The organism is Streptomyces sp. NPDC001415 (assembly GCF_053597395.1).
Map to the genome: position 1 here is coordinate 394,628 of NZ_JBSFIE010000001.1, position 26,381 is coordinate 421,008.

A 26,381-nucleotide genomic window follows, 5' to 3' on the forward strand; every position below is an offset into this window, starting at 1 on the left:
TCACCCGCCCGGCACGACCAGTCCGGACTCGTACGCCAGGATCACCAGCTGGGCCCGGTCCCGTACCCCCGACTTCCCCATGATCCGGCTCACATGGGTCTTCGCGGTCAGCGGGCTCAGCGCGAGCGCGTCGGCGATCTCCGTGTTGTTGAGGCCCCGGGCGACCAGGGTGAGAACCTCGCGTTCCCTGTCGGAGAGGGAGGCCAGGGCGCCGGGGCCGCCGCCCGCGACGGGCTGCGGGGCGCGCAGTACGCGGGCTATCAGGCTTGCCGTCGGGCCCGGTGAGAGGAGCGCGTCGCCGGCGGCCACCGTGCGGATGGCGTCCAGGAGTTCGGCGGGGCGGGTGTCCTTCACCAGGAATCCGGAGGCGCCGGCCCGCAGCGCCTCCAGGACGTTCTCGTCGGTGTCGTACGTCGTCAGAACGAGCACCCTCACTCCGGCGAGGTCCTCGGCGGCGGCGATCAGGCGGGTCGCCTCGATGCCGTCGGTACCCGGCATCCGCAGATCCATGACGACGACGTCGGCCCGCGCCGAGTGGGCCAGTTCGACGGCTTCCGCGCCGGTGCCGGCCTGGCCGACGACGGCCATGTCGGGAGCCGACTCGACGAGCATCGCGAAGGCCGACCGGACGAGGGTCTGGTCGTCGGCGAGCAGCACCCGGATGTGGCCCTCCGGCACAGCGGTCATGCGGTTGCCTCCAGGGGCGGGTGGGGTAGGAGGGGACGGTTCGCCGTGATCTGTGTGATCTGGAAGCTCATGCGTGCGCCTCCAGCGGGCGCGGTACGAGCGGAAGGTTCGCCGTGACGCGGAAGCCTCCGTCGGGGTGCGGGCCCGCTTTCAGGGTGCCGCCCACGCTGCGGGCCCGCTCGCGCATTCCGACGATGCCGAAGCCGGTGCCCTCGGCGGCGCCGCCCCGGCCGTCGTCGCTGACGGTGACCCGGAGCACCTCGCCCGCCGTCTCGACGCGTACGCGTGCGGTGGCGTCGGGGCCCGCGTGCCGTACCGCGTTGGTCAGCGACTCCTGGACGATGCGGTAGGCGGCCGCGCCGACGGCGGGCGGCACGTGCGCGCCGTCGGTGTCCACGGTCAGCTCGGCCTTGGCGCTGCGGGCCAGGTCGGGCAGGCCTGTGAGGTCGGGCAGCGGGCCGTGTTCGTCGGCGCGCAGCACGGTCAGGGTGGTGCGCAGTTCGGCGCGGGCCTCGCGGCAGGTGTCGGCGATGGAGTCGAGGGCGGCCGCGACCGCCGCCCGGTCGAGCCGCTCGGGGGACGCGGTCAGGACGTGGGCGGCGACCGAGGTGCGCACCCCGATCAGGGTGATGCTGTGGGCGAGGAGGTCGTGCAGGTCGCGGGCGATGCGCAGGCGTTCCTCGGTGAGTTTGCGCTCGGTCTCGCGGGCGGCGATGGCCCGCTGTTCGGCCACGTACGCGCGGGAGTTGCGCAGGGCGACGCCGAAGACGAGCGCGGCCACCAGCCAGCCGGAGGTCCGGATCACGTCGAAGGCGTGGTGGACGCCGTTGAACGACATGCCGGTGATCGCGAAACCCACGACGCAGGCGCCGACGGTCACGGTCCGGCGGACCGTGCCGGTCGAGGCGACCGTGTACATGGCGGTCATCGCGATCGGCATGGGCCCCATGTGCGCGTTGTCGAGCAGTTGGTACGGGGCGATGCAGGCCACGATCACGGCGAGTGCCGCCATGGGGTGCCTGCGCCGCCCGGCCAGGGTGAGGGCGGCCCCGGCGAGCAGGGCCCAGCCGAGGGCGTCCGGCCGCATCGCGGTGTCGGCGTAGGCGATGGCCGCGCCGAGCAGTCCGGCCCCGGCGGCGAGTGCCGCGTCGGCGCGCAGCGGGTGCGCGGAGTCGCGGGGGTCGCGGTGCAGCAGCGCCGTCACCCGCTCCCCGAGGCTCGGTCCCGTCGGTGTGTTCACGTCAGCCACCCTGCCATCCTCGGCCTCAACGCGGAGTAGCGGCCAGTGCCGAGGGGGATCCGGCGGCGGGCTTCCGGGTGGTGCGGGACAGGCGGCCGGGCCACCAGACCTTGTGGCCGAGCAGGAGGTTGGCGCTGGTCACCAGGTAGGTGCGGACGAGGAAGGTGTCCAGGAGGACGCCGACCGCGATGATCGTGCCGAGTTCGACGAACATCACCAGCGGCAGCGAGGCGAGTACGGCGAACGTCGCGGCGAGCACCGTGCCCGCCGAGGCGATCACGCCGCCGGTGGTGCGCAGGGCGGTCAGCGCGGCCTCGCGCGGCCCGGCTCCGCGCAGGGTCTCCTCCCGGGTGCGGTGCATCAGGAAGATGCCGTAGTCGACGCCGAGGGCGACCAGGAAGACGAAGGTCAGCAGGGGAAGGCCGGGGTCGAGGCCGGAGAAGCCGAGGACCGGCCCGAAGACGAGGCCGCCGATGCCCAAGGCCGCTCCCCACACCGCGACGACGGCGGCGACGAGCAGCAGCGGGGCGACGAGGCTGCGCAGCAGGAGGGCGAGGACCAGCAGGACGGAGGCGAGGACGAGGGGGATGACGATCAGCCGGTCGTGGGAGTTGGTGTCGGCGAGGTCGAGGGCCTGGGCGCTGGCCCCGCCGACGTGTGCGCCGGTGAGGCCGGCCCGCAGCCGTCCGATGGTGGCGCTCTCGTCCGCCGATTCGGGTGCGGCTTTCGCGGTGACGGCGATCTCGGTCCAGCCTCCGCCGCTGCGGCCCCGTTCGGCGCTCGCGACGCCTTCGACGGACCGGGCGTCGGCGAGCGTACGGTCCGCCTGGCCGGTCGGGGTCATGACCTCGATGGGCCGGCTGCTGCGGTCCGGGAAGGCGGCGGCGAGCGTACTCATGGCCATGGTCGACTCGGGCTTGGTGGTGAAGCTGTCCTCCTGCTTGAGGGCGCCGGGCAGGTTGAACACGCCGAGCGCGAGGGCGCCCAGGAGTACAACTCCCGTCAGCAGTACGGCAGTTGGGCGCTTGCCCGCCGAGCTGCCCATCGCGGCGAACAGGTCGCGGCGGCGGCGCCGTGGTTCACTGCCGTACGCCGGGACCAGGGGCCAGAACACCCGGCGGCCGAGCAGCACGAGGATCGCGGGGAGCAGGGTGAGCATCGCGGCGAGCGCGCACAGCACTCCGATCGCGCCGACCGGGCCGAGTCCCCTGATGTTGTTGAGGTCGGCGGCGAGCAGGCAGACCAGGCCGGCGACGACGGTGCCCGAGGAGGCGAGCAGGGCGGGCCCGCAGCCGCGCAGGGCGGCGCGCATCGCGTCGTACGGGAGGGGGGTGCGACGCAGTTCGTCGCGGTAGCGGGCGACGAGAAGGAGGGCATAGTCGGTGCCCGCGCCGAATACGAGGACGGTCATGATTCCGGCGCTCTGGCTGGTCACGGTGATCCCGGACCAGGTGGCGAGCCCGTACACGGCGGCCCGCGCGCAGACCGCCCCGGCGCCGACCACCACCAGCGGCACCAGCCACAGCACGGGGCTGCGGTAGGTGAGGATCAGGAGCAGGGCGACCACCAGGCCGGTGGCCAGCATCAGCGTCCCGTCGAGGGAGCCGAACACGCCGCGCGCGTCGACTTCCAGGGCGCCGTCCCCGCCGACCCGGACGGTCATGCCGTCCGCCTCGGCGGCCCGGGCGCGTACGTCGTCGACGAGGGCCTTCTTGGCGTCGTCGTTCTTGGCGGGTGCGGCCGTGGACACCGCGTACATGAGGGTGGCGCCGTCCTTGGACGTCACGCCGGGGCCGTGCTGGACGGCCGCGAAGTCCTTGGGGTCCTTGGCGGCTCCCAGTTCGGCGGGCGACTTGTGGGCCTTCGTGCCCGGCGGGACGGTGATCTCGGCGAGCTGTGCCGCAGCGGTGGCCCGGTCGGCGGCCGTCAGCCCGCCGTCGCGGTGGTAGACGAGCACCAGGCTGGTGATCTCGCCGCCGGGCAGCTTGTCCTGGAGGGTGGCGACCTGTGTCGAGTCGGCGCCGGCCGGCAGGTAGTCGGCGTTCTGGTCGCGCTGTACGTCCCCGAGCCTGCCCGCGAACGACCCGGCGACGGCGAGCACGATCACCCACAGCGCGAGCACGCCCCAGGGAACCGCCCGCCGTTTCCCGGCAGTTGATCCTCTGTCCGGCGTCGACCCCGCTGATACCGGCCTCGTCGGTGCTGATCTCGTCGACCCCATGGCGGGTCCCCCTCCGGCTGGAATCCGGGAGGCCCTCGTGGCCTGCCCGGGTGTTTCCAGCGTCCGGGCCGCGGGGGGCTCTTTCGTCACGCCGACGACCGAGATCATCCGTACTTCCGGGGGCGTCCGGATCGCCTCCGTTACTCCCCAGGGAGTAACGCGACCCCTGGGTGGGTGCTGCTCACGGCACCTCGCCCCGGCTGCGCGCGTTCGCGTACGCCGTGGCCGCCCTGAGCCGCTCCGTGGTGGTCGCGGCCCGGGCCGCCTCCGGCGGGCAGTCCCATTCGCGCCCGCCACCGAGCGGCCGCAGTTGGAGGTAGGGCCCCTCCCGTCCCATCACCTGGCCCAGTCGTCCGCTCCCGGTGTCGACGACGTACGAACCCACGGCAGGGACTGCGGTCATGGCTTGCCTCCGGCAGTACGGAACAGGGTCCACGGGCAGTATCGGGTGTCCAGCGGCGCCGGTCGCTCCATGGTCCCAATTTTTTGGTTCGGGTACCACATCGGACCGACCCGGAGCGATGGCCGGGTAATTCCGGACCGGGCGCGCGCATCCTGCAATTCACCTGCGACCGATTTCCCCCGGCCGTGCTTTATGCCCGTGCGGACCTGCCGCACAGGGGGTCGGACCAGGCCGGAGCCAGGAAGGCGGTGACGGCTGGGCATGCCCCCCTTTCCATCCCCCGCCCATCACCACCCGCCCCCATCCATCGCCATCGGGATATCCGGATATCCGATCGCCGCATCCGAGATTTCGAACAGGTAATTCTCAAGCGGCGGTTGGAAGTTTCCGCTCCGGATCGATCGCGCGGCTCGTAAAGAGAGGTTTCTTCGAGCGAATGTTCACGATGTTCCGGATGCCCGGTAATGCATTGCGGTGCGGGGACTTACGGGAACCAGGCGGCCGCACTGCTCACCGGGTGCGGGAGCGGGAAGAAGGACGGCGGCGCGGCCAAGGCGGGCGACGCGAAGCCGAGCGCCTCGACGGGCGACAAAGGGAAGGGCTCGGCGCCGGACCGGAAGGGCGTGGCGCACCAGATCGTCTCTCAGGACGGGGTACGGGCGGCCGCGAGCAGCCGGGCGGTGTCGTCCGCGCAGAGCGAGAGCGCGCCGCCGACCGTGCTGAGCACCTCGCGTTCGGCCGGGCTGTACGGGCCGTCCGCGAGCGCGATCCGGGCCCCCTGGAGCAGGATGGACTCGCGGCCGGCGGGGGCGAGGTGCGGAGCCAGCGGTTCGAGGGCCTCGTGGAGTTCGATGGCCAGCGCCGCACCGCAGGGGTCGGTGTCGTCGACCGGGTCGGTGAGGAACCGGCCGGTGTCGGCGGCCAGGGCCTCGATGAGGGCGACGAGCTGGTCCTCGGTGCAGTCCTCGAACCCGGCCGCCCGGACGGTGGCGACGGCGGTGCCGGTGACCGTACGGGACGAGGTTCCGCCGGCTGCGAGGACGGCGAGGGCGACGGTGTGCACGGCGTCGCGCAGCATCGCGGAGAAGCGGGTCGTGGTGGGGTGGTCCAGGACTTCCGTCCCGAAGCGGCCCTGGCAGGCGGCGCATTCGACGACCGGGCCCGCGGTGCCTCGGGCGACGAGCGGGATGCCCAGGACGGTGAGGCGTCTGCGGCCGGTGCGGCGCTGGTAGTTCCGGTCGCCGCCGCAGTCGGGGCAGAAGAACTCGCCGTCGCCGACGGTGTGCCACTGGGTGCGGACGGACCAGAGGACGGGCCGGAGGCGGGGACCGGGCGCCCCGGTCGGGTTCGTGCCGTTCTGTCCCCGTACTGGCCGCACCGCGCACCTCCGTAACGCTCCGGCAACGTTGCCGCGTTGACGTGATGTTAGCCACAGCCGTGATGTGGCGTCAGCACCTCGGAAGGAGGAGAGGGCGGCGGATGGCGAGATCCCGTCGTCGGCCGGGCGGGAGCGGGTGGGGTGGGGCACCCCAAACCCTCAGCTCAGCTGCCCTGCGGGCGGCTCTCCCCCACCCCGCCCCTTCCCGAAACCCTCCGGGGGGCGGGGGTGGAAAAGGCCCGCCCCCCGGGGCTCCGCCCCGGCTCCCGGCGGGGGCTCCGCCCCCTGCGCCCCCGTTCGCGCCTTGAGGGCGCTCGTCCTCGATCTCCCCCAAGGCCTTAAGGGCCAGGGGGACACCTATGACGGGCTGAAATGCTCGAACCTGCCAGGATCAACCCCGCTAGGGGCGCGGGGCTGTGACATTTTGCGGCTCCGCCGCGCGGGCGCGAGCAACCACGCACGGCCCGCAGCCGACCCCACCCACCCCCGGAGGCCACGCGGCGGAGCCGCAGAGTGTCACAGCGGGAAGGGGCGGGGAGGGGTCCTCCCGGGGTCTGGGGCGGAGCTCCGGCGGGGGCGGGCGTGGGGCAGAGCCCCCACGCCTCGACCCGCTCGGGTCAGCGGGCCGCTCGGTTGACCGCCGAGATGACCGCCTTCAGCGACGCCCGAGTCGTGTTGGCGTCGATGCCGATCCCCCACAGCACGGCCCCGTCGATGGCGCACTCGATGTACGACGCGGCCTGCGCGGACGCACCTTCGCTCATCGTGTGCTCCTGGTAGTCCAGCAGCCGCGCGTCCACGCCCGTCGCGGCCAGCGCCTCGAAGAAGGCCGAGATCGGGCCGTTGCCGGTGCCGGTCAGGACCGTGTCCTGGCCGTCGACGACCGCCTCGACGGTCAGGGTGTCGCGGCCGTCCTTGTCCGTCGTCGTCTGGCCCGAGCGCAGTTGGATGCGGCCCCACGGGTTGTCGGGGTTGGGCAGGTACTCGTCCTGGAAGACCGACCAGATCGCGGTCGGGGTGACCTCGCCGCCCTCGGCGTCCGTCTTCTGCTGGATGATCTTCGAGAACTCGATCTGCATCCGGCGCGGCAGGTCCAGCTTGTGGTCGTTCTTCAGGACGTAGGCGATTCCGCCCTTGCCGGACTGCGAGTTGACCCGGATGACGGCCTCGTAGGAGCGGCCGACGTCCTTGGGGTCGATGGGCAGGTACGGGACCGCCCATTCGATCTCGTCCACCGTCTTGCCCGCCGCTGCCGCGTCCGCCTCCATGGCGTCGAAGCCCTTCTTGATGGCGTCCTGGTGGGAGCCGGAGAAGGCGGTGTAGACCAGGTCGCCCGCGTAGGGGTGGCGGGGGTGGATCTCCATCTGGTTGCAGTACTCGCTCGTCCGGCGGATCTCGTCGATCTGGGAGAAGTCGATCTGCGGGTCCACGCCCTGGCTGAACAGGTTCATGCCCAGGGTCACCAGGTCGACGTTGCCGGTGCGCTCGCCCTGGCCGAACAGGCAGCCCTCGATGCGGTCGGCGCCGGCCATGATCGCCAGCTCGGCCGCCGCCACCGCCGTACCGCGGTCGTTGTGGGGGTGCACGGACAGGCACACGTACTCACGGCGCGACAGGTTGCGGCTCATCCACTCGAAGCGGTCCGCGTGCGTCGAGGGCGTCGAACGCTCCACCGTGGCGGGCAGGTTGAGGATGATCTCGCGGCCCTCCTCGGGCCGCCAGACGTCGCACACCGCCTCGCAGACCTCCAGCGCGAAGTCCAGCTCGGTGTCCGTGAAGATCTCCGGCGAGTACTGGTAGCCGAAGATCGTCTCGTCGCCCAGGATCTTGTCCGCGTACTCCATGACCAGCCGCGTGCCGTCCACCGCGATCTGCTTGACCTGCTCCTTCGTGCCGCGGAATACGACCCGGCGGAAGGTGGGGGCGGTCGCGTTGTACAGGTGCACGGTGGCGCGGTGGGCGCCGCGCAGGGACTCCACGGTGCGCTCGATCAGCTCTTCGCGGGCCTGGGTCAGGACGGAGATCGTCACGTCCTCGGGGATCGCGCCCTCTTCGATGATGGAGCGTACGAAGTTGAAGTCGGTCTCGCCGGAGGAGGGGAAGCCGACCTCGATCTCCTTGTAGCCCATGCGTACCAGCAGGTCGAACATCTCGCGCTTGCGGGCGGGGCTCATCGGGTCGATCAGCGCCTGGTTGCCGTCGCGCAGGTCGGTCGACAGCCAGCGCGGGGCCTTGGTGATGCGGCCGTCCGGCCAGGTGCGGTCGGGGATGTCCACGGCGTCGTACTGACCGTACTTGTGGATCGGCATCCCGGACGGCTTCTGCCTCTGGGTGGCGTTGGTGACGGGGGTCGGGCGGCCAACGGGCTGGGACATGGCGTGCGGCTCCTCGGTTTTTGAGAGGGACGGCCGACTGTCGAGCGCAACACCAGATCCCGCGGGGAGGGGGTCGGCCTACGACTACAGGCCCTCGCCGCGGCAGCTAAGGAGAAGCAGCCCGATACGCATGATGCCGCAGCCTAGCCGAGGGGCGGCGGGAGCGCCGGTCCCGTATCAGTATGCGGGACACCTCAATCGATTCGGACAAATGGTGACGTATACCTCACCCTCGGGGTGCTCGGGGTCCTCGCGGCGGGAATGGCCGGGAACTGTCGTAGAGAAATCACGCTTCACAATCATGGTGACGACTAGTGACAGGCCCATGACCCGGTGCCAGATTGCCCGGCATGGACGCCACCAACCCGGTTTTCTGCACCATCATTCCGCCCCACGTCTTCGACCGGCTCATCGAGGCCGAGGACCCCGCGCTCGTGCGCATCGCCCGCAGGACCCTCGTCGCGGACGCCGCCCAGCGCACCGAACGCCGGCTGACCACCGTCCTCGGCGCCGAGCCGCTCGCACCGCCCGCGGGCGCGGCCGCCGACCAGCCGCAGCGCACCGTCTACGACGCCCAGCACACCACCACCCTGCCCGGCCACAAGGTCCGCGGCGAGGGCGACCAGCCCGTCCAGGACGCGACCGTGAACCGCGCGTACTCGGGGCTCGGCGCGACCTTCGAGCTGTACCTGAAGGCGTACCGGCGCCGCTCGATCGACGGCAGCGGGATGCCCCTGAACGCGACGGTCCACTTCGACCACGGCTACAACAACGCCTTCTGGAACGGCACCCAGATGGTGTTCGGCGACGGTGACGGCCAGATCTTCCTGGACTTCACGCTGCCCGTGGACGTGATCGGCCACGAGCTCACCCACGGTGTCACCCAGCACACCGCGAACCTCACCTACTTCGGCCAGCCGGGCGCCCTGAACGAGTCCATGTCGGACGTCTTCGGCTCGCTCGTCAAGCAGTACTCCCTCGGCCAGGACGCCCACCAGGCCGACTGGCTCATCGGCGCCGGGCTCCTCGCACCGGGCGTCCACGGGGACGCGCTCCGCTCGATGAAGGCTCCGGGGACGGCGTACGACGACGTCGTGCTCGGCAAGGACCCGCAGCCCGCCACGATGGACCACTACGTGACCACGGGCCGCGACAACGGCGGCGTGCACATCAACTCCGGCATCCCCAACCACGCCTTCTACCTGCTCGCCGACGCGCTCGGCGGCAAGGCGTGGGAGCGGGCCGGGCAGATCTGGTACGACGTGCTCACCGGCGGGCACCTCGGCAAGCAGGCGATGTTCAAGGACTTCGCCAAGCTGACGGTGGCTGCGGCCAAGGCGCGCTACGGCGACGGCGCGGAGTACCAGGCGGTACTGAAGGCCTGGTCGCAGGTGGGGGTCCCGACCACCTGACCCGTACTGGCCGACGTAGTGGACAGGGGCTGCTAGACAGGGGCCATGCGTATCCAGGTTTCCCGCACAGGAGGATTCGCCGGCATCGAGCGCCGGGCCGAGATCGACACCTCGGGCCGGCCCGATGCCGCCGAATGGCACCGCCTGGCGAAGGCGGCGCTCGACGAGGGCCACGCCCAGCCGTCGATCGGCGTGCCGGACGGCTTCCACTACGAGATCACCGTGGACGGCCGCACGGTGCACTGCGCCGACCCAGGCCTGACCGAGGCCCAACGGGCCCTGGTCTCAAGGGTGTTGAAGGAAGGCGCGTAAGCGGCGTCAAAACCCGGGTGCGGGGCGGCTGGACGGCTGCTTTGATGCACACCATGAGCCTGCCTGCCCGCACCCAGCTGGATGACCTTGAGCGCTACTACGATGCGGCGCCCAGGAGTTCGGCCCGCGCGGAGGACTTCGGTCCGCTGACCCTCTTCGTCCGCGAGGGCGCGGGATGGCACTACTACGCACGGCCCACCCTCGGCCACGCCGGGCCCGTGACGGCCGCCGATGTCGACAAGGTACGGGCCCGCCAGCGCGAGCTGGGTGCCCCTGAGGCCTTCGAGTGGGTCGCCGAGGTGAGCCCCGGGCTGCGCGCGGCGGTCGAGGAGTCGGGCCTCGCGGTGCACGAGCACCCGCTGATGGTGCTGGCCCCCGAGGCGCCCGCCGCCGAGCCGCACCCTCTGGTGCGGGTCCTCGGCCCGGCCGATCCGCTGCTGCACGCGGCCCTGGTCGTACCCCACCTCGCCTTCTCCGCGCCCGGCACGGGAGTCGGCCCGGCGGGCCCGGCCGAGCTGGCCGCCGAGATCACCGCCCGCGCGGGTGACGGCCGGGCCGGACAGGTCGCCGAGCGGATCCGGGCGGGCCTCAGCGCGATGGCGGCGGCGATCGAGGACGGGCTGCCGCTCTGCTCCGGGATGCACAACCCGGTGGGCCCGGTCACCGAGATCGTCGGGGTGGGCACCCTGCCCGCCGCACGGCGCAGGGGCCTCGGTCGCGCGGTCACCGCGGCGCTGGTCGCCGACGCGCGGGGACGGGGGGCGGCGACGGTGTTCCTGTCGGCGGGCGACGCCGACGTGGCCCGGATGTACGCGACCTTGGGGTTCCGCCCGGCGGGCACGGCCCTGATCGCCGAACCGGCCGACGCGTGACGGCAGGTGGGGGCCGCTGAAAGCCGTTCGGCCGATTCCGGCCGCCCCGCGCGCCGGGACATCGCCATGCACGGCGGATGACCCGAACACTCCGGGGGGGGCGGCCGCCGCGGAAGGGAAGATTCCGGCCATCGGGTGTTCACCTGCTCAACCCGCCTTCGGCGGAAGCGACTTGGCATGATTGAGTTTGATCTTGATGGGATCGAAAACGGGAGGACCACCCGCTTTCACCGGGCCGTCCGGGCCGCCCGCCCCGTCATGCCCCGCCGGGGGCGGGCTTCACGCGGGGTGCATGCAGCGTGCACCCTTGCGCACACATGATCATCTGCGTACGGCGTCGCAGCGGGAGCACGTCGTACGCGTTCTGGGAGGGAAAACGATGTCGAAGAACGTGAGCTGGGACGAGCGGGGGAACTGGCGGGCCGAGGGCGAGTGGGGCACCACCGGCTCCGGCGGCGAGCGCCTCCATCTCGACCAGTGGCAGGCCAAGCTCGACCGGCTGCGCCAGACCCACCACGTGCCCGGCGCCTCCCTCGCCGTGCTCGCCCACGACAAGGTCCACGAGCTGGCGAGCGGGATACTGCACACCGGCACCGGCGTGGAGGCCACCACCGACTCGGTCTTCCAGCTCGGCTCCCTGGCGAAGACGTACACCGCGACCTTGGTCATGCAGCTCGTCGACGCCGGCAAGCTGGACCTGGACGCGCCCGTCCGCGAGGTGCTGCCGGGCTTCACCGTCGCCGACGAGGAGGCGAGCCGGACCATCACCCCCCGGCAGCTCCTTTCCCACACCAGCGGCCTCACCTGCGACTTCACCTTCGACTCCGGCCGCGGTGACGACTGCCTTGAGCTGTACGTCGACGCCGCCAAGGGGGTCGCCCTGGACTGCCCGCCCGGCAGTGCCTGCTCGTACAGCAGCCTCGGCTTCAACGTGCTCGGCCGCATCATCGAGGTGCTCACCGGCACGACCTGGGACCAGGCGCTCAAGGACCTGCTGCTCACCCCGCTCGGCGTGACCCACACGATGACGCTGCCCGAGGAGGCGCTCGCGTTCCGGGCCGCGATGGGACACCTCGGCGAGTACGGCGAGGACCCCGCCCCGGCACCGGCCTGGGACATGATGCCGCGCTCGGCGGGCCCCTACGGCCGGGTGATCGCCAGCGCCGGCGACGTCGCCCGGCTCGCCCGGATGCACCTGGCGGGCGGCACCGCCCCCGACGGGACCCGGCTGCTGGCCCCGGGCAGCGTCACCGCGATGCAGACCCGCGAGGTCGACTCCCCCGACAAGTGGACGGTCCACGCGGACGGCTGGGGCCTGGGCTGGACCCTCTACGACTGGAACGGCATCACGGGCTTCGGCCACGACGGCGCCTCCATCGGCCAGTACGGCTTCCTGCGCGTGGTGCCGAGCGCCGGGGTCGCGGTGGTGCTCCTGACCAACGGCGGCGACGCGCGCCGCCTCTACGAGGAGCTCTTCGCCGACCTCCTCGGCGAGCTGGCAGGCGTGCGGATGCCCGCGCCGTTCGAGCCGCCCGCCCAGCCGGTCGCGGTGGACTTCGCGCCGCTCACCGGCACGTACGAGCGCGAGGGCGTCCTCATCACCGTCTCCGAGAAGGAGGACGGCAAGCCGCACCTGGTGTACGAGTTCGTCGGCGGCATGAAGGACTTCTCGCCGCCGCTGGAGATGGACCTCGTCGCCGTCACGGACAAGGTGTTCGCGGGCGCGGGCTCCGGCGCGTACAGCGCGGACTGGATGCCGGTGGTCTTTTCCGAGCTCCAGGACGGTACGGGCGTCTGCTACATCGGCATGCGCTGCGCGCCGAAGGTGTCGTAACCCCCGCCGCTGCGCGACGACCCCCGCCGGGCAGGGCCTCGGCGGGGGTCGTCGTGTACGTCGATATGTCTCAGAACCCCAGCTTGCGGAGCTGCTTGGGGTCGCGCTGCCAGTCCTTGGCGACCTTGACGTGGAGGTCGAGGAAGACCGGGGTGCCCAGCAGTGCCTCGATGTGCTTGCGGGACTTCATGCCGACCTCCTTCAGGCGCTTGCCCTTGGGGCCGATGATGATGCCCTTCTGGCTGGGGCGCTCGATGTAGACGTTGGCGTGGATGTCCAGGAGCGGCTTGTCCGCGGGCCGGTCCTCGCGCGGAATCATTTCCTCCACGACGACGGCGATGGAGTGCGGCAGCTCGTCCCGTACGCCTTCGAGGGCGGCCTCGCGGATCAGCTCGGCGACCATGACCTGCTCGGGCTCGTCGGTGAGGTCGCCCTCGGGGTAGAGCGGCGGGCTCTTGGGCAGCATCGGGATGAGCAGGTCGGCCACGAGCTGGACCTGCTTGTCGCCGACCGCCGAGACGGGCACGATCTGCGCCCACTCGAAGCCGAGCTCCTTGGAGAGCTGGTCGACGGCGATGAGCTGTTCGGCGAGCGTCTTGGAGTCGACCAGGTCGGTCTTGGTGATGATCGCGATCTTGGGGGTCTTCTTGATCCCGGCGAGTTCCTTGGCGATGAACTTGTCGCCGGGGCCGAGCTTCTGGTCGGCGGGCAGGCAGAAGCCGATCACGTCGACCTCGGCCCACGTGGTGCGGACCACGTCGTTGAGGCGCTCGCCGAGCAGGGTGCGCGGCTTGTGGAGGCCGGGGGTGTCCACCAGGATCAGCTGGGCGTCCGGGCGGTGCACGATGCCGCGCACGGTGTGCCGGGTGGTCTGCGGGCGGTTGGAGGTGATGGCCACCTTCTGCCCGACCAGAGCGTTCGTGAGGGTGGACTTGCCCGCGTTGGGGCGGCCGACGAAGCAGGCGAAGCCGGCCCGGTGGGTGGGTTCGGCGGCGGTGTCAGCGGCAGGGGTACGAGCGCTCATGCCGCCATTCTCCCCGATCCCGGGACCCCCGCCGCCCAGCCCGCCGGAAACGGGCCCCGCGCGGGGCCCGGAACCGCGTCCCGGGCCCTGTCCGGCTAGGGCGTCGCGCCCTGGGCCACCGTGTGGAGGCGGGTCGCGGCCTTCGTCAGGAGGGCGGGGAGCAGGGCCGGGTCCGCCGGGTTCTGGGCGGCGAAGGTGACCGTCGAGACGTTCGCTCCCTCGCGAACCGAGAGGACCTGCATATGGAGCTCGGTGCCCGGCACCGACGCGAGCGGCGCCGTCACCCGCATCCCCACCGACTCGTCCCCCAGCTTCGCCACGCTCTCCGGCTTGACCTCGCTCTTCTCGGGCCCGCCCCAGTTGAAGTCGAGCGAGCCCCCGTCGCAGGCGGCGGGCAGGGCGCGGGCGGCCGCGACCGCCTTGGCGGCCTCCTCGGCGGAGGGATAGGCGACGACCCGGAAAGTGAGGTGCTCGGTGCCGGACGCCTTCGCGTAGTCGCGGGTAGAGCTCGCCGCGTCCTGCCCCTCCTTGGGCCCGTTCCACGTCTCCATGTACGTGTCGCACTGCGCGTTGTTGGTGCTCTGGGTGCCCCCCTCGGCGCCCACGTCCGAGTTGTCGCCCCCGCCGACGTCCTCGGAGGGGCTGTCCGCCGGTTCCGCGTCCTCGGCCCAGCCCGCGCCGACGTCCTGCGCGGTGAGCAGTGCCGCCTCGGTCTGGGCCTGGGTGAACGGCTTGCCCCCGACGGCGGGCTTGGCGTCGCTCCGGGCGGGCGCGGCCTTGTCCGACGCCGCGTCGTCCGAGCCGCCGCATCCCGCGACCGTGACCAGCGCCGCCAGCACCGCCGCGTACCCCGTCAGCTTTTCCCTGCGCCCCGTCCGCATGACGGTTGCCCCTCACCTGCCGTACGTGTCATGACCGGGCCACGATACGACGGCGCACCATCCGCTGGGCGACCAAGGCGAGGGCGGCGGCGGCGAGGACCCCCGCGGCGAGCCAGGGCAGGGCCAGGAAGGAGGCCGCCGCCGAGCCCCGCGCGTCCTTCGCGCTGGCGGTCAACTCGACGTCGCCCCAGTCGAGTTGGGGCGCCCCGTGCCATGCCTCGGTGAGCGTGACCTGCTGTCCCGGGAGCAGTTCGGAGGGGACCTTGGTCAGCCCGCGGCTGAGCAGCGTACGGCCGAAGAGTCCGGTCGCGCTCAGGTCGACCTTCGGGTTCAGGGTCACGTTGCCGCGGTTGTGCAGGGTGTACGTGATGTCGGTGCGGCTCTCCCCGGTGCCGGGGACCAGCGGCCGGTGCTGGGCGAGCGAGACGTGCTCGACGGCGAGGGCGGGGACGGTGGGGCCGCCGACGCGGAGGTAGACCCGGGCGCCCACGGCCTGCTGGATGCCGACGGCGACCTTGCCGTCGGCGGCCCGCCCCGGCGCGACGCGGTCGTCGAGGGCGACCAGGGCGCCGACGTGGTCGCCGGGTTCGGCGTCGGGCGGCACGGCGAGCGTGAAGGGCACGGTGAGCGAGGACCGGGCCGGGACGGTGATCACGCTCTGGGCGGGCTTGGCCCAGGCCCCCACCCCGGTCTGCCGCTCCTTCTCGGTGCGCACGGCGAACCCGCCGTCGCGCTCGGTGTTGTAGGCGTCGGCCCCGTACAGCCGGAAGGTCAGCGGCGCCGCGGTCTTGTTGGTGACGGTCACCTTGTCGTCGAGGGTGGTGCCGGGGTCGGCGGAGAGGTAGAAGTACGGGCGCTGGGCGGCGCCGGACGAGGCGGGGAAGACGGACCAGTCGCCGTTGTCGGCGGCGCGGGCCGCGGGCGCGGCGAGCAGGGCGAGCACGGTAGCCAGAAGGAGTGCGGACAGCTTGCGCACGGTGCGGGACCCCCGGGGACGGGTGGGCCGGCCGGGTGCGCGCCCGGCCCACGGATGGACGTTCAGGGCCTGTGCGGCGGATCTCGTCCGGGTCGCGGGCGACCGGATCCGCCGGGCAGGGTCTAAGCGGTCTTGTGGAAGTCGGGTGCGTTGCACCGCCCTGAAGGGGCGCGGGGAACTGCGCGCCCAGCCCCCGCCGGCCTGCGGACGACGCACTCCACTTCCCGCGGAGCGCTCAGGTGAGGGTGAGGGTCAGTACGCCGCTGTAGGCGCCGGGCGCGGTGAACGCCGGCACGTCCAGCGAGAGCTTCGCGTCCACGGTGAACTCGCCGCCGGTGAGCGCCGCGTTCGGGGTGGAGGCGAGGGTCGCGCCCGCGCTGCCCACGCTGCCGGCCGAGCCCGCGGCGCACACGGACGGGGAGCCGGGCTTGGTGGCGCAGGCCGGGGTCCAGCTGAGCTTGCCCGCGTCGATGGAGCCGCCGGGGCCGGTGAAGTTGGTGACCTTGCCGGTCAGGGACCAGCCCGCGGGGCCGCCGCGGAAGTCCTGGACCGTCACCGTCTTGAGATCGCCGGTGGAGGCGCCGCCCTTGCCGAAGTCGACCGCCTTGAGGTCGACGCTGTCGCCGGCCTGGGACATCGCGAGCGTGCCCGCGGTCACGGCCGCGTTGAGCTTCTGGCCCGGTCCGGTCGGCGGGGGTCCGCCGTTGACCTTGTACGCCACGGGGCCCGCGCCCTTCGCCGGGTCCCAGGCCGCTCCTTCGTAGGCCACGATCCCGGTGGTCGCCGGGTCCTTGATCGCCGGCCGGGCGGTGAAGCCGCCGTTGGCGTCCGACTTGAAGGTGATCTTGTCGGCGGTGGTGGCGGTGCCGTTCCAGCCCGCGACGGTGATGTCCGCGTCGGGGGTGAACTTGGACCCGGTCACCGTCGTGCGGTCACCGGCGTTGCCCGAGGCCGGGTCGGCCGTGATCGCGCGCTGGTTGACCTGTCCGCCGCCGTCCGTGGCGTTGACCGTCCCGGAGACGGGGGCGGGCGGGTTGGTGACGGTGCAGGGTGTGTCCAGCTCCATGACGTAGCTGGTGTGGATGTTGTAGTCGCCGGGCGACAGGGTGATCGCGCCGGCCTTGGTGGCGGTGAAGCTGCCGCTCATGGAGAACGCCGGGAACGCGCCCTTGCCGGGCACCGGGTCGTTCTTCTTCGGGCCCGCCACGTCCACGGTGCCGGTCTGGGCGCCCGCGAGGACGACCTTTCCGGTCGGGGTCATGATGTCGGCGGGCAGGGCGATGTCGACCGGGTTGCTGGCGGCGGGCTTGTTCACCGTGTAGGTGACGGTGACCTTGTCGCCGACCTTGGGTGCCGCGTTGTCGACGGTGACGGTCGCGTTCGTGGTGCCGTCGATCGGCGGGATTCCGGCGATGGCCGGCGGGATGCAGTGCGTGGCGAAGTCGACGGGCGTCGCGGCCAGGGCGCTCGCGGGTGCGGCGAGCGCGCCGGTTCCCGCGGCGAGTGCGACCGCCCCCAATACGGCGGCCAGACGCCGTCTTCGACGTTCCGACATGGGCGTGCCCCCCTTCCTGAAGTGGCACAGCGCGGCTCGGCTGCGCCTGCAGGGGGCCATTGACGGCTGGGGGCGAAAAGAAGTCAATGCCATCCCGCCGCATCAACTGATGACCCATCAGATACTGTCAAGATCCCGGCATTTCACGCCACTTGAGCATGTCGGACCACACGAAAGCCGGCGCCGCCCGGGACGGCACCGGCTCGTTCTGCGGGGTGCGTGGTGCGCCTTACTTCTGGTGCGCGGATCAGTCGAAGACGAACGGGCCCGGCGCCTGCGAGGTCGTCGCGTCGCAGTTCACCGAGATCCCGAAGATCGTCATCGACAGGGCGGTGCCGGCGAAGTACGAGTCGAGGCCGTCACCGGAGGCGACGGTTCCGTTCAGCGGGCCGATCGTGACCGGGTCGCCCGCGTTCAGGGCGGGGTTGGCCTGGCCGCTGAACACCGTGGTACCGCCGGCGCCCTTGGCGAGGGTCAGGTTCGCGCTGATCTGGTTGGCGCCGACGGCGACCGGCGTGGTGACGGCCGAGGTCAGCGTGATGGTCGCGGCCGTACCGCTCTGGGTCGCGGTGAGCGTGGCACCGCCACCGCCCCAGGTCCCGCAGTCGTACGTGGCGGTCGCCGAGCCCGGTGAGACGGCGGCCGCGCTCGGCGCGAAGGCGAGGCCCGCCACGGCCACCGCCCCCAGCGCGAGTGCGGCCCGCGCGACCGGTCTGGTGCTCTTACGCATGATTCCCCTTCCCGTTACAGGGAGTTGATCGTCTGCCGCGTCATCGGCACACGACCGCGCAGCGGCCCCCGCCGGCCCGCGCGCACGGATGCGCGGGCGTGCGGGCATGGCTCTGCGGGGGCTGCGGCAACTGCGCGGAGGGAGCGCATCCGACTCCGGCCCGGGGCTGCGGCTCTGCACCCCGTGCCGACCGCCCGCGAATCTGACGGACCGTCGGATCGACTGTCGTCCATTGATGCGCGGGGCGCGTGGGATTGCAAGGGGCATCGCCTTGATTCTTGTCGGGGTGGGTGGGGCGGGGGAGTTTGCGCCACGCGGCGGAGCCGCACATGTCACAGCCCCGCACCCCTGTAGGTGGCCCGGCACGCCGGAGTTGAGGACGGTCAGTCCTGGGCTGTTCAGCGCCCCGAAGGGGCGCGGGGAACCGCGCGAGCAACCCCCACCCGGCCGCGGCCGAAAGCGGGTCCTTCAGGGGCGCGGGGAACCGCGCGACCAGCCCCCACCGGCCCTCGGCCGAACGCGGGTTTTTGGGGCGCGGGGAACTGCGCGAACCAGCTCCGTCAGGCTCTCGCCCGTACTTCCCCGTCGGGGCCCGCCAGCAGTACGGGGGTCTCGGGGCCGCCCAGGTCTCGTACCGCTGACAGGTCCGCCTCCGCAGGGCGGGACGCCTCCGTCACCACGGCCGCCGCCTCCAGGGACTTCGCTCCGCTGGCCACGGCCATCGCGACGGCCGTCTGGAGGGCGGACAGCTTCAGGGAGGCGAGCTCGACCGTTCCGGCGACGTAGGTCCGGCCGGTCTCGTCGCGCACGGCAGCGCCCTCGGCCACGCCGTTGCGGGCCCGGGCGCTGCGCGCGAGCGTGATGATCTTGCGGTCCTCGGGGTCGAGTTCGGTGCTCTGAGTCATGCCCCGAGCATAAGGAGTGCCGGGCCCCGAGGCCGCGGGGGCTCAGCCCTTGATCGCCTGGTCCAGCTTCTTGGCGACGGTGGCGGTGACGGTCTTGAAGTCGGCCGACGGGGCGGCGCCCGGCTGCTTGGTCGTCGCCGAGAACGTGCTCAGCGCGGCGCCCTTGCGGACCACGTAGGTGTCGAAGCTCATCTTCACCGCACCGGTGTCGATGACCAGCTCGTAGCCGTGGGCCTCGTCACCAGCCTTGTCCACGGTGAGCGGCTTGACGGTGGCGGGCGCCTTCTCACCGTCCATGTTGACAGTGAAGGACGCGCACTTGGCGACGGTCGCGTCGAAACCGTTGAGGTATCCGGCGGCCTTGTCCGCACCGAAGCCGAAGACCTGCTGACCGCCGTGGTCGAAGTTGCTGGTCTGCCGGGCGGTCGCACCCAGCGCGGCGGGCTGGCTCTGCATGAGGTCCAGGAACTTCTGGCAGTCACGGTCCTCGGCCTTGCCCACGCTGTCGCCTGCCCCCGGGTCGGTCTTCCAGCCCGCCGGGACCTCGTTCGCGGCCAGCAGGGCCGCCTTCAGCTGGGCCTCGGTGACGGACTTCGCCGCGCCGGCCCGGGCGGCCGCCGAGGGTGCAACGGACGCGGTGGTGTCCTTCTCGGCGGGCTTGTCGCTCTTGCTGTCCGACCCCCCGCACGCGGCGGCGAACAGCAGGGACGAGGCGGCCAGGGCCACGGCGGCGGTGCGTCTGACAGAGATGGAGACGGACATGTGTGATCCCCCCACGGGAAACGAAAGGTGTAGGTGCGCGCCGACCTTATGCGACGGCGCGCCGCCCCCCTTCCCCAGGGCCTCACCCCGCGATCGGATACATCGACCCCCGCCGCCCCTCCGGCGACGTCAGCCACTCCAGCTTCTCCGCGGTGTCCGTGTTCGGAAGCGGGGTGTGCAGCACGATGACCAGGTCCGGGCGGGCCGGGACGCGCAGCTGGGTCGACTCGACGTGCAGCGCGCCGACGACCGGGTGCTCCATCTCCTTGCGGAGCAGCCCGCCGGGCTGGACGTCGCGCCGCTCCCACAGCTCCACGAACTCCGGGCTCAGCTCCTTGGCCTGTTCGACGACCGCCTGGAACCCCTCGTCGTCGGGCCGCTCCGAGCAGGCCGCCCGGAACTGGGCGACGACGGTGCAGGCGATCTCGTCCCAACGCTTGGCGCGGGCCCGGTAGATGGGGTCGGTGAAGAAGGCGAGCAGACAGTTCTGCACGATCTCCGGGCGCATCCCGAGCACCAGCGCGGCCGCGTCGTTGTACATCACCGTGTTCCAGTACGCGTCCATGATGTGCGCGGGGAACGGCATCCAGGCGTCGATCAGGCGCTGAAGCCCGTGGCACATGTCGACGTTCGCCGGGTCGACCTCGGGCGCCGGCGGGTTGAGCCCGGCCAGGACGTACAGGTGGCGGCGCTCGGCGCTGGTCAGCTGGAGGACCCGGCCCACCGAGTCGAGCACCTGCGGGGACACCGTGATGTCGCGGCCCTGCTCAAGCCACTGGTACCAGGACACCCCGACCCCGGCGAGCACGGCGACCTCCTCGCGGCGAAGGCCGGGGGTGCGGCGGCGGGCCCCGCCGTCGGGCAGCCCGGCCTGCGTGGGGGTGATCCTGGCCCGCCTGCTCATCAGGAACTCGCGCAGCTCGCTGCGTCGGTGCTTGTCGATCGGTGTAGCCACGAACTCCCCCTGTCGGCTGCCTGGTGGTGCCACCAACAGGATAAGTTCCCACTCTCCACGGGCATTCCCGGGCCGCGAAGGTAGTGGCCATGGCGATCGATACACAGACGACAATCACCGGGCCGCACACGGCGGCCCCCGTAGAGGACCGGCTGACCGGCCGGGCCAAGCTGGTCCTTTTCGTGCTCTGCGCCGCCCAGTTCATGGTGGCGCTCGACTTCTCCGTACTGAACGTGGCGCTGCCCGCGCTCGGCAAGGACCTGGGCCTGAGCCAGTCCGCGCTGCAGTGGGCGGTCACCGCGTTCGCCCTGCCCTCGGGCGGCTTCCTGCTCCTGTTCGGCCGTATCGCCGACCTCTTCGGCCGCAAGAAGCTGTTCCTGGCCGGACTCGCCCTGTTCGGCGCGGCCTCGCTGCTCGCCACCCTCGCCTGGAACCCGGCGGCCTTCCTGGCCGGGCGTGCGCTGCAGGGCCTGGGGGCGGCCGTCATCGTGCCGACCGGCATGTCCCTGCTGACCACGACGTTCCCCGAGGGCCCGCTGCGCGACAAGGCGCTGGGGATCTCCGGCACCCTGCTGTCGCTCGGCTACACCACCGGCATGGTGCTCGGCGGCGTCATGACCGACACCCTGGGCTGGCGCTCGACGATGGGTCTGCTCGTGGCGTTCGCGGCGATCGTGCTGGCCCTCGCCCCCGGTCTGCTGCCCGAGTCCCGTACCCCGGAGCGGCCGCGCCTGGACGTGCCCGGCGCCGTCACCGTCACCGGCGGTCTGCTCGCGGTGATCTACGCCCTGTCGACGGCGGCCCAGCGCGGCTTCGGCGGCGCGGACGTGTGGGGCACCCTGATCGTGGGCCTCGCGCTGCTTGTCGGCTTCGTGATCGTCGAGTCGAAGGCCTCGGCCCCGCTGGTCTCCCTGCCGATGCTGAAGCGCCGCACGGTGGCCTGGGGCAACCTGGGCGGCCTGGTCACCTTCTCGATGATGTCCGCGGTCGTCTTCGTACTGACCCTCTACCTCCAGGAGACCCTGGGGCTCTCGTCCTTCGAGACCGGCCTGATCTTCGGCATCCAGGGCGTCGCCTCGGCCGTCGCCGGTGCGTACGCCGCCCGGTTCATCGGCCGCTTCGGCGCCCGGCGGGTCCTGGTCGGCTCGCTGCTCGGCCAGGGCGTCTTCATCGCCGCCCTGCTGGGCCTCGGCAGCGGGTCGGGCGCCCTGCTCGCGACCGTCGCCGTCTCGCTGGCCAGCATGTGCCACCTCGGCGCGATCATCTCGTACGGCGTGACCGTGACCAGCGGCGTCCCCGACGAGGAGCAGGGCCTGGCGACCGGCCTGGTCACCACCACCCAGCAGGTCGGCCTGACCGTCGGCATCCCGCTGCTCGGCGTGCTCGCCACCACGCAGGCCTCCCTGTTCGACGGGGTGCGCACCGTGCTCGCGATCGACGCGGTGATCGTGATCGCGGCGGCCACCCTGATCGGCCTCGGCCTGCGCGCCCGCGCGCGGGCTTGAGTGGTCAGGCCCGGTCGAGCCGGAGCCGCTCGGCCTTCGGCAGACCGGCGACCACCAGGTCGTACGAGTCCTCGATGAGCTCCCGGACCAGCCGGTCCGGGAGCTCGGCCACGTTCACGGTGTTCCAGTGCCGCTTGTTCATGTGCCAGCCCGGCACGATCGCGGTGTACTCCTCGCGCAGCCGGACCGCGTCGTCCGGGTCGCACTTGAGGTTGACGGTGAGCGGCTTCCCGTCGAGCGCGGTGAGCGCGAACACCTTGCCGAGCACCTTGAAGACGGAGGTCTCCGGGTTGAACGGGAACTCCTCCGTCACGGCGTTGAACTCCAGGCAGAACGCCCTCAGTTGCTTCGGTGTCACTCCGCGCTCCCCTTCTTGTCGTCGTTCCCGGTCGGCTCCACGAGCACGGTGACGATCTTGTTGCGGCGGCCGGCCGGGGACTCGGCGGTGAGCCGCAGCCTTCGTGCGTCGGGCAGTTCCACCACGGCGGAGGCGCCCGCGATCGGCACCCGGCCGAGCGACTTGGCGAGCAGCCCGCCCACCGTCTCCACGTCCTCGTCGTCGAACTCGTCGAAGCCGAACAGCTCGCCCAGGTCGCCGATGTCGAGCCGGGCGGTCACCCGGAAGCAGCCGTCCGCGAGCTCGGTGACCGGCGGGAGTTCGCGGTCGTACTCGTCGGTGATCTCACCGACGATCTCCTCCAGGATGTCCTCGATGGTGACGATGCCCGCGGTGCCGCCGTACTCGTCGATGACGACCGCGACGTGGCTGCGCTGCTGCTGCATCTCGCGCAGCAGGTCACCGGCGTTCTTGGTGTCGGGCACGAAGGCCGCGGGCCGCATGGCGGTGGAGACGAGATCGGCCTCGGAGTCCCGGTTGATGTGCGTCTTGCGCACCAGGTCCTTCAGGTACACGATCCCGACGATGTCGTCCTCGTTCTCGCCGGTCACCGGGATCCGCGAGAAACCCGAGCGCAGGGCGAGGGTGAGCGCCTGGCGGATCGTCTTGTACCGCTCGATGCAGACGAGGTCGGTGCGCGGCACCATGACCTCGCGCACCAGGGTGTCGCCCAGTTCGAACACCGAGTGCACCATCCGGCGCTCGTCGTCCTCGATCAGCGACTCCTGCTCGGCGAGGTCGACCATCGCCCGCAGCTCGGCCTCGGACGCGAACGGCCCCTTGCGGAAGCCCTTTCCGGGAGTGAGCGCGTTGCCGAGCAGGATCAGGAGCTGCGGGATCGGCCCCATGACCCTGGCCAGCGGCAGCAGCACGTACGCCGCTGCCGTCGCGGTGTTCAGCGGGTGCTGGCGGCCGATGGTGCGGGGCGAGACGCCGACGGCGACGTAGGAGACGAGCACCATCACGCCGATGGCGACGAGCAGCGCGGCCCAGGTCTCGCCGAACTCGTCGAGGCAGACGTAGGTGACGAGGACCCCGGCGGCCATCTCGCAGGCGACCCGCACGAGCAGCGCCACGTTCAGGTAGCGCGTCGGGTCGGAGGCGATCTGGGCGAGCTTGGCGCTGCCGCGCCGGCCGGTTCGTACGGCCTCCTCCGCGCGGAAGGAGGACGTACGGGCGATGCCGGCCTCGGCGCAGGCCGCCAGCCAGGCGACGACGACCAGCGCGACGGCGCCCGCGATCAGTTGGCCGGTCATGAGACGGTCGGCGCCGGGGAGGGGCCGGTCAGGCCCTTCTCCGCGCGCCAGCCGTCCACGATCGCCGCCTGGAGGCCGAACATCTCGGCCTTCTCGTCCGGCTCCTCGTGGTCGTAGCCGAGCAGGTGCAGCACCCCGTGGACGGTGAGGAGCTGGAGCTCCTCGTCCATGGAGTGCTGCGTCTCGGCGTCCTCGCCCTGCTTCTTGGCGACCTCGGGGCACAGCACGATGTCACCGAGGAGGCCCTGCGGGGGCTCCGCCGCGTCATCGTCCTTCGCCGGCGGCCGCAGCTCGTCCATCGGGAAGGACATGACATCGGTCGGGCCCGGCAGGTCCATCCACTGGATGTGCAGCTGCTCCATGGCCTCGGCGTCCACGACGATCACCGACAGCTCGGAGAGCGGGTGGATCCGCATCCGCGTGAGGGCGTAGCGGGCGATGTCGAGGATCGCCTGCTCGTCGACCTCGGTTCCGGACTCGTTGTTGACGTCGATCGACATGGTGCGCTCTGCTCTACTTCCCGTTTCGGCCGCCGTGACCGTTCTGGTCCTGCCGGCTGTCGTACTGCTCGTACGCGTCGACGATACGGCCGACGAGCTTGTGCCGTACGACATCCTGCGAGGTGAGCCGGGAGAAGTGCACGTCGTCGACGCCGTCCAGGATGTCCTGGACCTGACGCAGACCGCTCTTCGTGCCGCCCGGAAGGTCGACCTGGGTGATGTCACCCGTGATGACGATCTTCGAGTCGAAGCCGAGCCTGGTCAGGAACATCTTCATCTGCTCGGCGCTGGTGTTCTGCGCCTCGTCGAGGATGATGAACGCGTCGTTGAGCGTGTTGTGCGTCAGCAGGTAGTCCTGCGTCACGTACAGCGAGTCCTCGGCGGCCACCTGGATGCAGACCGCCTCCTCGCGGCCTGCGGGCTCGATGCTGTCGATGAAACGCATGGGGCGTCCGCCGCCTCCCGCCGCGTGGTACGTGTCGCGCTTGCGGGTGAGGCGGAAGGGCTCGATGCCTTCAGGGAGACGGATGTCGACGACGTGGGAGTCGTATCGGTGGGCGGCCGGGGCGCTGCCCCGCTTCCGCCCCTCGGCCGGTCGGCGCCGGGTGTAGGCGACACCGCCCAGCGACTGGACAAGCGCGATGACGTCGTCCCGCAGGATGATCGACGCGGTCGAGTACTGGATGCGGCAGGTGCGGTCGTTCTGCCTGACCGGACCGCCGTCGGAGTCGAGGAGGCCCTGGAGCACAGCAAGGCGGACCTCTGCCGTGTTGTACAGGTAGTCGTTCGGCACGAACTTGGAGTGCGAGCGCGTGCCGACGAGGTCCAGCTCTCGCAGCATGCCGGTCACCGGGTTCTCCAGGGTCACCACGTCGCCGGGCGACTTCACCCTGTTGAGAACGTAGTCGGGGCCGCCCTTGTGCCGGACGGAGACTCCCGGGAGGGCAGCCTCCAACGCCTGAGCGAGTTCGGCGTCCTCGGTGGCGAAGGACGGGGTGGTGGATCCCGTCAGGCAACCGTCACCGAGGAGCAGACCCAGCGCATAGGGGTCCATGGGTACTTCGCGCTCCGGGAAGCTGACCGGAGCGGTGAGCATCGGCAACTCGAACCGTCGGGCGTGGGCCGCCCGCAGGTTGCCGATCATCTCCTGGGTCTCCAGGACCCGCCACGGCTTGTCGCGGCGCTTGTCGTCGCGTGTCCTGACCGTCCACAGGTGCTCGCCGCAGCACAGCGTCCACGAACCGTCCTGGGCCGAGACGCGATAGATGTCCTTCTCACCCTGCGGGTAGACACCGAGTACCGGGGTCGGCTCACCGTTCGAGCCCATGACCAGGTCGCCCACCTGAAGGTCCCCGATGGGGCGCCAGCCGTCCGGCGTGAGGACGTTCGTGAACGTCGGGTGCGCACGACCCCGCATGTACGCCAGCGGCGCCACCTCGATCGTGCCCGCCGCCATCAGGCGCGGGATCGAGTCCGGGTCGAGCATGTCGTGCAGGGCGTCGTACAGCGGGCGCAGGTACGGGTCGATCTTCTCGTAGAGCGTGCCGGGCAGGAAGCCCAGGCGCTCTCCGGCCTCCACGGCCGGTCTGGTCAGGATGATCCGGGTGACCTGCTTGGACTGCAGGGCCTGGACCGCCTTGGCCATGGCGAGATAGGTCTTGCCGGTACCGGCGGGGCCGATGCCGAAGACGATCGTGTGCTTGTCGATCGCGTCGACGTACCGCTTCTGGTTGAGGGTCTTGGGGCGGATGGTGCGGCCGCGGCTGGAGAGGATGTTCTGCGTGAGCACCTCGGCGGGTGTCTCGCGGTGTCCGTCCCCATTGGCTCCGTTGCCGTTGGCACTGCCATTGGCCCGGAGCATGGCGATCGAGCGTTCCACTGCGTCCTCCGTCATCGACTGTCCGGTGCGGAGCACCAGCATCATCTCGTCGAACAGCCGCTGAATGAGGGCGACTTCCGTCGCGTCCCCCACGGCGCTGATCACATTGCCCCGTACGTGTATGTCGGCCGACGGGAAGGCCTTCTCGATCACGCGCAGCAGGGAGTCGCTCGAACCCAGGATGGTCACCATGGGGTGCTTGGCCGGGATGGTGATCTGGGCGTGCGCCTGCGGGTGTGTGGGTGTGTGAGTCATGGGCCGGCTCTGTGGCCTGCGCATACCTCCCGTTGCAGGGTTCTCGCTGATCGAGAGCCTCTGGATT

The 26,381-nt window shown here is 71.5% G+C and carries 23 protein-coding genes; 5 read left to right on the top strand and 18 right to left on the bottom strand.

Annotation, left to right across the window (positions count from 1 at the left end):
- From ACWC2B_RS01750 to leuA, 6 genes are all read right to left on the bottom strand, one after another.
- On the bottom strand, positions 1-687 hold the full coding sequence (locus tag ACWC2B_RS01750) for a response regulator (protein WP_450714431.1): 687 nt from the start codon (positions 685-687) through the stop codon (positions 1-3).
- 67 nt (positions 688-754) lie between these two features.
- Positions 755-1,927: a sensor histidine kinase gene (locus tag ACWC2B_RS01755; RefSeq protein WP_450714432.1), complete on the bottom strand. Its 1,173-nt coding sequence runs from the start codon at positions 1,925-1,927 to the stop codon at positions 755-757.
- 25 nt (positions 1,928-1,952) lie between these two features.
- Positions 1,953-4,148 carry an MMPL family transporter gene (locus ACWC2B_RS01760; protein ID WP_450714433.1) on the bottom strand — a complete coding sequence of 732 codons (2,196 nt, stop codon included), beginning with the start codon at positions 4,146-4,148 and terminating at the stop codon, positions 1,953-1,955.
- Positions 4,149-4,329: 181 nt separating this feature from the next.
- Complete coding sequence (locus ACWC2B_RS01765; RefSeq protein WP_450714434.1) at positions 4,330-4,551, bottom strand: hypothetical protein; 222 nt, start codon at positions 4,549-4,551, stop codon at positions 4,330-4,332.
- Between the two features lie 643 nt (positions 4,552-5,194).
- Positions 5,195-5,929 (bottom strand): TerB family tellurite resistance protein, encoded by a 735-nt coding sequence (locus ACWC2B_RS01770; protein ID WP_450714435.1) that lies wholly within the window; start codon positions 5,927-5,929, stop codon positions 5,195-5,197.
- A 617-nt stretch (positions 5,930-6,546) separates the two neighbouring features.
- The gene (gene leuA / locus ACWC2B_RS01775; protein ID WP_450714436.1) at positions 6,547-8,304 is read right to left on the bottom strand and encodes a 2-isopropylmalate synthase; all 1,758 of its coding nucleotides are present in this window, start codon (positions 8,302-8,304) and stop codon (positions 6,547-6,549) included.
- Between the two features lie 350 nt (positions 8,305-8,654).
- Here leuA and ACWC2B_RS01780 point away from each other — a divergent pair, with 350 nt between their 5' ends.
- From ACWC2B_RS01780 to ACWC2B_RS01795, 4 genes are all read left to right on the top strand, one after another.
- Positions 8,655-9,716, top strand: coding sequence for a M4 family metallopeptidase (locus ACWC2B_RS01780; protein WP_450714437.1), 1,062 nt, complete (start codon positions 8,655-8,657; stop codon positions 9,714-9,716).
- A gap of 45 nt (positions 9,717-9,761) precedes the next feature.
- Complete coding sequence (locus ACWC2B_RS01785) at positions 9,762-10,028, top strand: protealysin inhibitor emfourin (RefSeq protein ID WP_450714438.1); 267 nt, start codon at positions 9,762-9,764, stop codon at positions 10,026-10,028.
- Between the two features lie 53 nt (positions 10,029-10,081).
- On the top strand, positions 10,082-10,900 hold the full coding sequence (locus ACWC2B_RS01790) for a GNAT family N-acetyltransferase (RefSeq protein ID WP_450714439.1): 819 nt from the start codon (positions 10,082-10,084) through the stop codon (positions 10,898-10,900).
- 379 nt (positions 10,901-11,279) lie between these two features.
- Positions 11,280-12,734, top strand: coding sequence for a serine hydrolase domain-containing protein (locus ACWC2B_RS01795; RefSeq protein ID WP_450714440.1), 1,455 nt, complete (start codon positions 11,280-11,282; stop codon positions 12,732-12,734).
- Between the two features lie 70 nt (positions 12,735-12,804).
- Here the strand turns inward: ACWC2B_RS01795 and era are convergent, their stop codons facing one another.
- From era to ACWC2B_RS01835, 8 genes are all read right to left on the bottom strand, one after another.
- Complete coding sequence (gene era / locus ACWC2B_RS01800; protein ID WP_450714441.1) at positions 12,805-13,758, bottom strand: GTPase Era; 954 nt, start codon at positions 13,756-13,758, stop codon at positions 12,805-12,807.
- A gap of 95 nt (positions 13,759-13,853) precedes the next feature.
- Positions 13,854-14,639 carry a hypothetical protein gene (locus ACWC2B_RS01805; protein WP_450714442.1) on the bottom strand — a complete coding sequence of 262 codons (786 nt, stop codon included), beginning with the start codon at positions 14,637-14,639 and terminating at the stop codon, positions 13,854-13,856.
- A 28-nt stretch (positions 14,640-14,667) separates the two neighbouring features.
- Positions 14,668-15,615, bottom strand: coding sequence for a WxL protein peptidoglycan domain-containing protein (locus tag ACWC2B_RS01810; RefSeq protein ID WP_450714443.1), 948 nt, complete (start codon positions 15,613-15,615; stop codon positions 14,668-14,670).
- Positions 15,616-15,850: 235 nt separating this feature from the next.
- On the bottom strand, positions 15,851-17,170 hold the full coding sequence (locus tag ACWC2B_RS01815; protein WP_450714444.1) for a beta-xylosidase: 1,320 nt from the start codon (positions 17,168-17,170) through the stop codon (positions 15,851-15,853).
- A gap of 247 nt (positions 17,171-17,417) precedes the next feature.
- Positions 17,418-17,900, bottom strand: a complete 483-nt coding sequence (locus ACWC2B_RS01820) for a hypothetical protein (protein ID WP_450714445.1) — start codon at positions 17,898-17,900, stop codon at positions 17,418-17,420.
- 560 nt (positions 17,901-18,460) lie between these two features.
- Positions 18,461-18,805: a cytidine deaminase gene (locus ACWC2B_RS01825; RefSeq protein WP_344377341.1), complete on the bottom strand. Its 345-nt coding sequence runs from the start codon at positions 18,803-18,805 to the stop codon at positions 18,461-18,463.
- Positions 18,806-18,847: 42 nt separating this feature from the next.
- Complete coding sequence (locus tag ACWC2B_RS01830) at positions 18,848-19,567, bottom strand: hypothetical protein (protein WP_450714446.1); 720 nt, start codon at positions 19,565-19,567, stop codon at positions 18,848-18,850.
- Between the two features lie 82 nt (positions 19,568-19,649).
- The gene (locus tag ACWC2B_RS01835; protein ID WP_450714544.1) at positions 19,650-20,471 is read right to left on the bottom strand and encodes a helix-turn-helix transcriptional regulator; all 822 of its coding nucleotides are present in this window, start codon (positions 20,469-20,471) and stop codon (positions 19,650-19,652) included.
- A 140-nt stretch (positions 20,472-20,611) separates the two neighbouring features.
- On the opposite strand from ACWC2B_RS01835, the gene ACWC2B_RS01840 reads away from it, so the two are divergent.
- The gene (locus tag ACWC2B_RS01840; protein WP_450714447.1) at positions 20,612-22,027 is read left to right on the top strand and encodes an MFS transporter; all 1,416 of its coding nucleotides are present in this window, start codon (positions 20,612-20,614) and stop codon (positions 22,025-22,027) included.
- Between the two features lie 4 nt (positions 22,028-22,031).
- Here ACWC2B_RS01840 and ACWC2B_RS01845 read toward each other — a convergent pair whose 3' ends face one another.
- The 4 genes from ACWC2B_RS01845 to ACWC2B_RS01860 are packed head-to-tail and all read right to left on the bottom strand — an operon-like array spanning position 22,032 to position 26,314.
- Positions 22,032-22,385, bottom strand: coding sequence for an MmcQ/YjbR family DNA-binding protein (locus tag ACWC2B_RS01845; RefSeq protein WP_450714448.1), 354 nt, complete (start codon positions 22,383-22,385; stop codon positions 22,032-22,034).
- On the bottom strand, positions 22,382-23,680 hold the full coding sequence (locus ACWC2B_RS01850; protein WP_450714449.1) for a hemolysin family protein: 1,299 nt from the start codon (positions 23,678-23,680) through the stop codon (positions 22,382-22,384). The genes ACWC2B_RS01845 and ACWC2B_RS01850 overlap by 4 nt, the downstream gene beginning before the upstream one ends.
- Positions 23,677-24,180, bottom strand: coding sequence for an rRNA maturation RNase YbeY (ybeY, locus tag ACWC2B_RS01855; RefSeq protein WP_189964126.1), 504 nt, complete (start codon positions 24,178-24,180; stop codon positions 23,677-23,679). Before ybeY ends, ACWC2B_RS01850 begins: the two co-directional genes overlap by 4 nt.
- Before the next feature lie 13 nt (positions 24,181-24,193).
- Positions 24,194-26,314 (bottom strand): PhoH family protein, encoded by a 2,121-nt coding sequence (locus ACWC2B_RS01860; protein WP_450714450.1) that lies wholly within the window; start codon positions 26,312-26,314, stop codon positions 24,194-24,196.
- Positions 26,315-26,381 lie beyond the last annotated feature (67 nt).

What these genes read in the sequence shown, in the direction of transcription:
- ACWC2B_RS01750 (WP_450714431.1), bottom strand. Translation starts at nt 687, where the DNA reads ATGACCGCTGTGCCGGAGGGCCACATCCGGGTGCTGCTCGCCGACGAC.
- ACWC2B_RS01760 (WP_450714433.1), bottom strand. Translation starts at nt 4,148, where the DNA reads ATGGGGTCGACGAGATCAGCACCGACGAGGCCGGTATCAGCGGGGTCG.
- ACWC2B_RS01765 (WP_450714434.1), bottom strand. Translation starts at nt 4,551, where the DNA reads ATGACCGCAGTCCCTGCCGTGGGTTCGTACGTCGTCGACACCGGGAGC.
- leuA (WP_450714436.1), bottom strand. Translation starts at nt 8,304, where the DNA reads ATGTCCCAGCCCGTTGGCCGCCCGACCCCCGTCACCAACGCCACCCAG.
- ACWC2B_RS01780 (WP_450714437.1), top strand. Translation starts at nt 8,655, where the DNA reads ATGGACGCCACCAACCCGGTTTTCTGCACCATCATTCCGCCCCACGTC.
- ACWC2B_RS01785 (WP_450714438.1), top strand. Translation starts at nt 9,762, where the DNA reads ATGCGTATCCAGGTTTCCCGCACAGGAGGATTCGCCGGCATCGAGCGC.
- ACWC2B_RS01790 (WP_450714439.1), top strand. Translation starts at nt 10,082, where the DNA reads ATGAGCCTGCCTGCCCGCACCCAGCTGGATGACCTTGAGCGCTACTAC.
- ACWC2B_RS01795 (WP_450714440.1), top strand. Translation starts at nt 11,280, where the DNA reads ATGTCGAAGAACGTGAGCTGGGACGAGCGGGGGAACTGGCGGGCCGAG.
- era (WP_450714441.1), bottom strand. Translation starts at nt 13,758, where the DNA reads ATGAGCGCTCGTACCCCTGCCGCTGACACCGCCGCCGAACCCACCCAC.
- ACWC2B_RS01805 (WP_450714442.1), bottom strand. Translation starts at nt 14,639, where the DNA reads ATGCGGACGGGGCGCAGGGAAAAGCTGACGGGGTACGCGGCGGTGCTG.
- ACWC2B_RS01815 (WP_450714444.1), bottom strand. Translation starts at nt 17,170, where the DNA reads ATGTCGGAACGTCGAAGACGGCGTCTGGCCGCCGTATTGGGGGCGGTC.
- ACWC2B_RS01820 (WP_450714445.1), bottom strand. Translation starts at nt 17,900, where the DNA reads ATGCGTAAGAGCACCAGACCGGTCGCGCGGGCCGCACTCGCGCTGGGG.
- ACWC2B_RS01825 (WP_344377341.1), bottom strand. Translation starts at nt 18,805, where the DNA reads ATGACTCAGAGCACCGAACTCGACCCCGAGGACCGCAAGATCATCACG.
- ACWC2B_RS01830 (WP_450714446.1), bottom strand. Translation starts at nt 19,567, where the DNA reads ATGTCCGTCTCCATCTCTGTCAGACGCACCGCCGCCGTGGCCCTGGCC.
- ACWC2B_RS01835 (WP_450714544.1), bottom strand. Translation starts at nt 20,471, where the DNA reads ATGAGCAGGCGGGCCAGGATCACCCCCACGCAGGCCGGGCTGCCCGAC.
- ACWC2B_RS01840 (WP_450714447.1), top strand. Translation starts at nt 20,612, where the DNA reads ATGGCGATCGATACACAGACGACAATCACCGGGCCGCACACGGCGGCC.
- ACWC2B_RS01850 (WP_450714449.1), bottom strand. Translation starts at nt 23,680, where the DNA reads ATGACCGGCCAACTGATCGCGGGCGCCGTCGCGCTGGTCGTCGTCGCC.
- ybeY (WP_189964126.1), bottom strand. Translation starts at nt 24,180, where the DNA reads ATGTCGATCGACGTCAACAACGAGTCCGGAACCGAGGTCGACGAGCAG.
- ACWC2B_RS01860 (WP_450714450.1), bottom strand. Translation starts at nt 26,314, where the DNA reads ATGACTCACACACCCACACACCCGCAGGCGCACGCCCAGATCACCATC.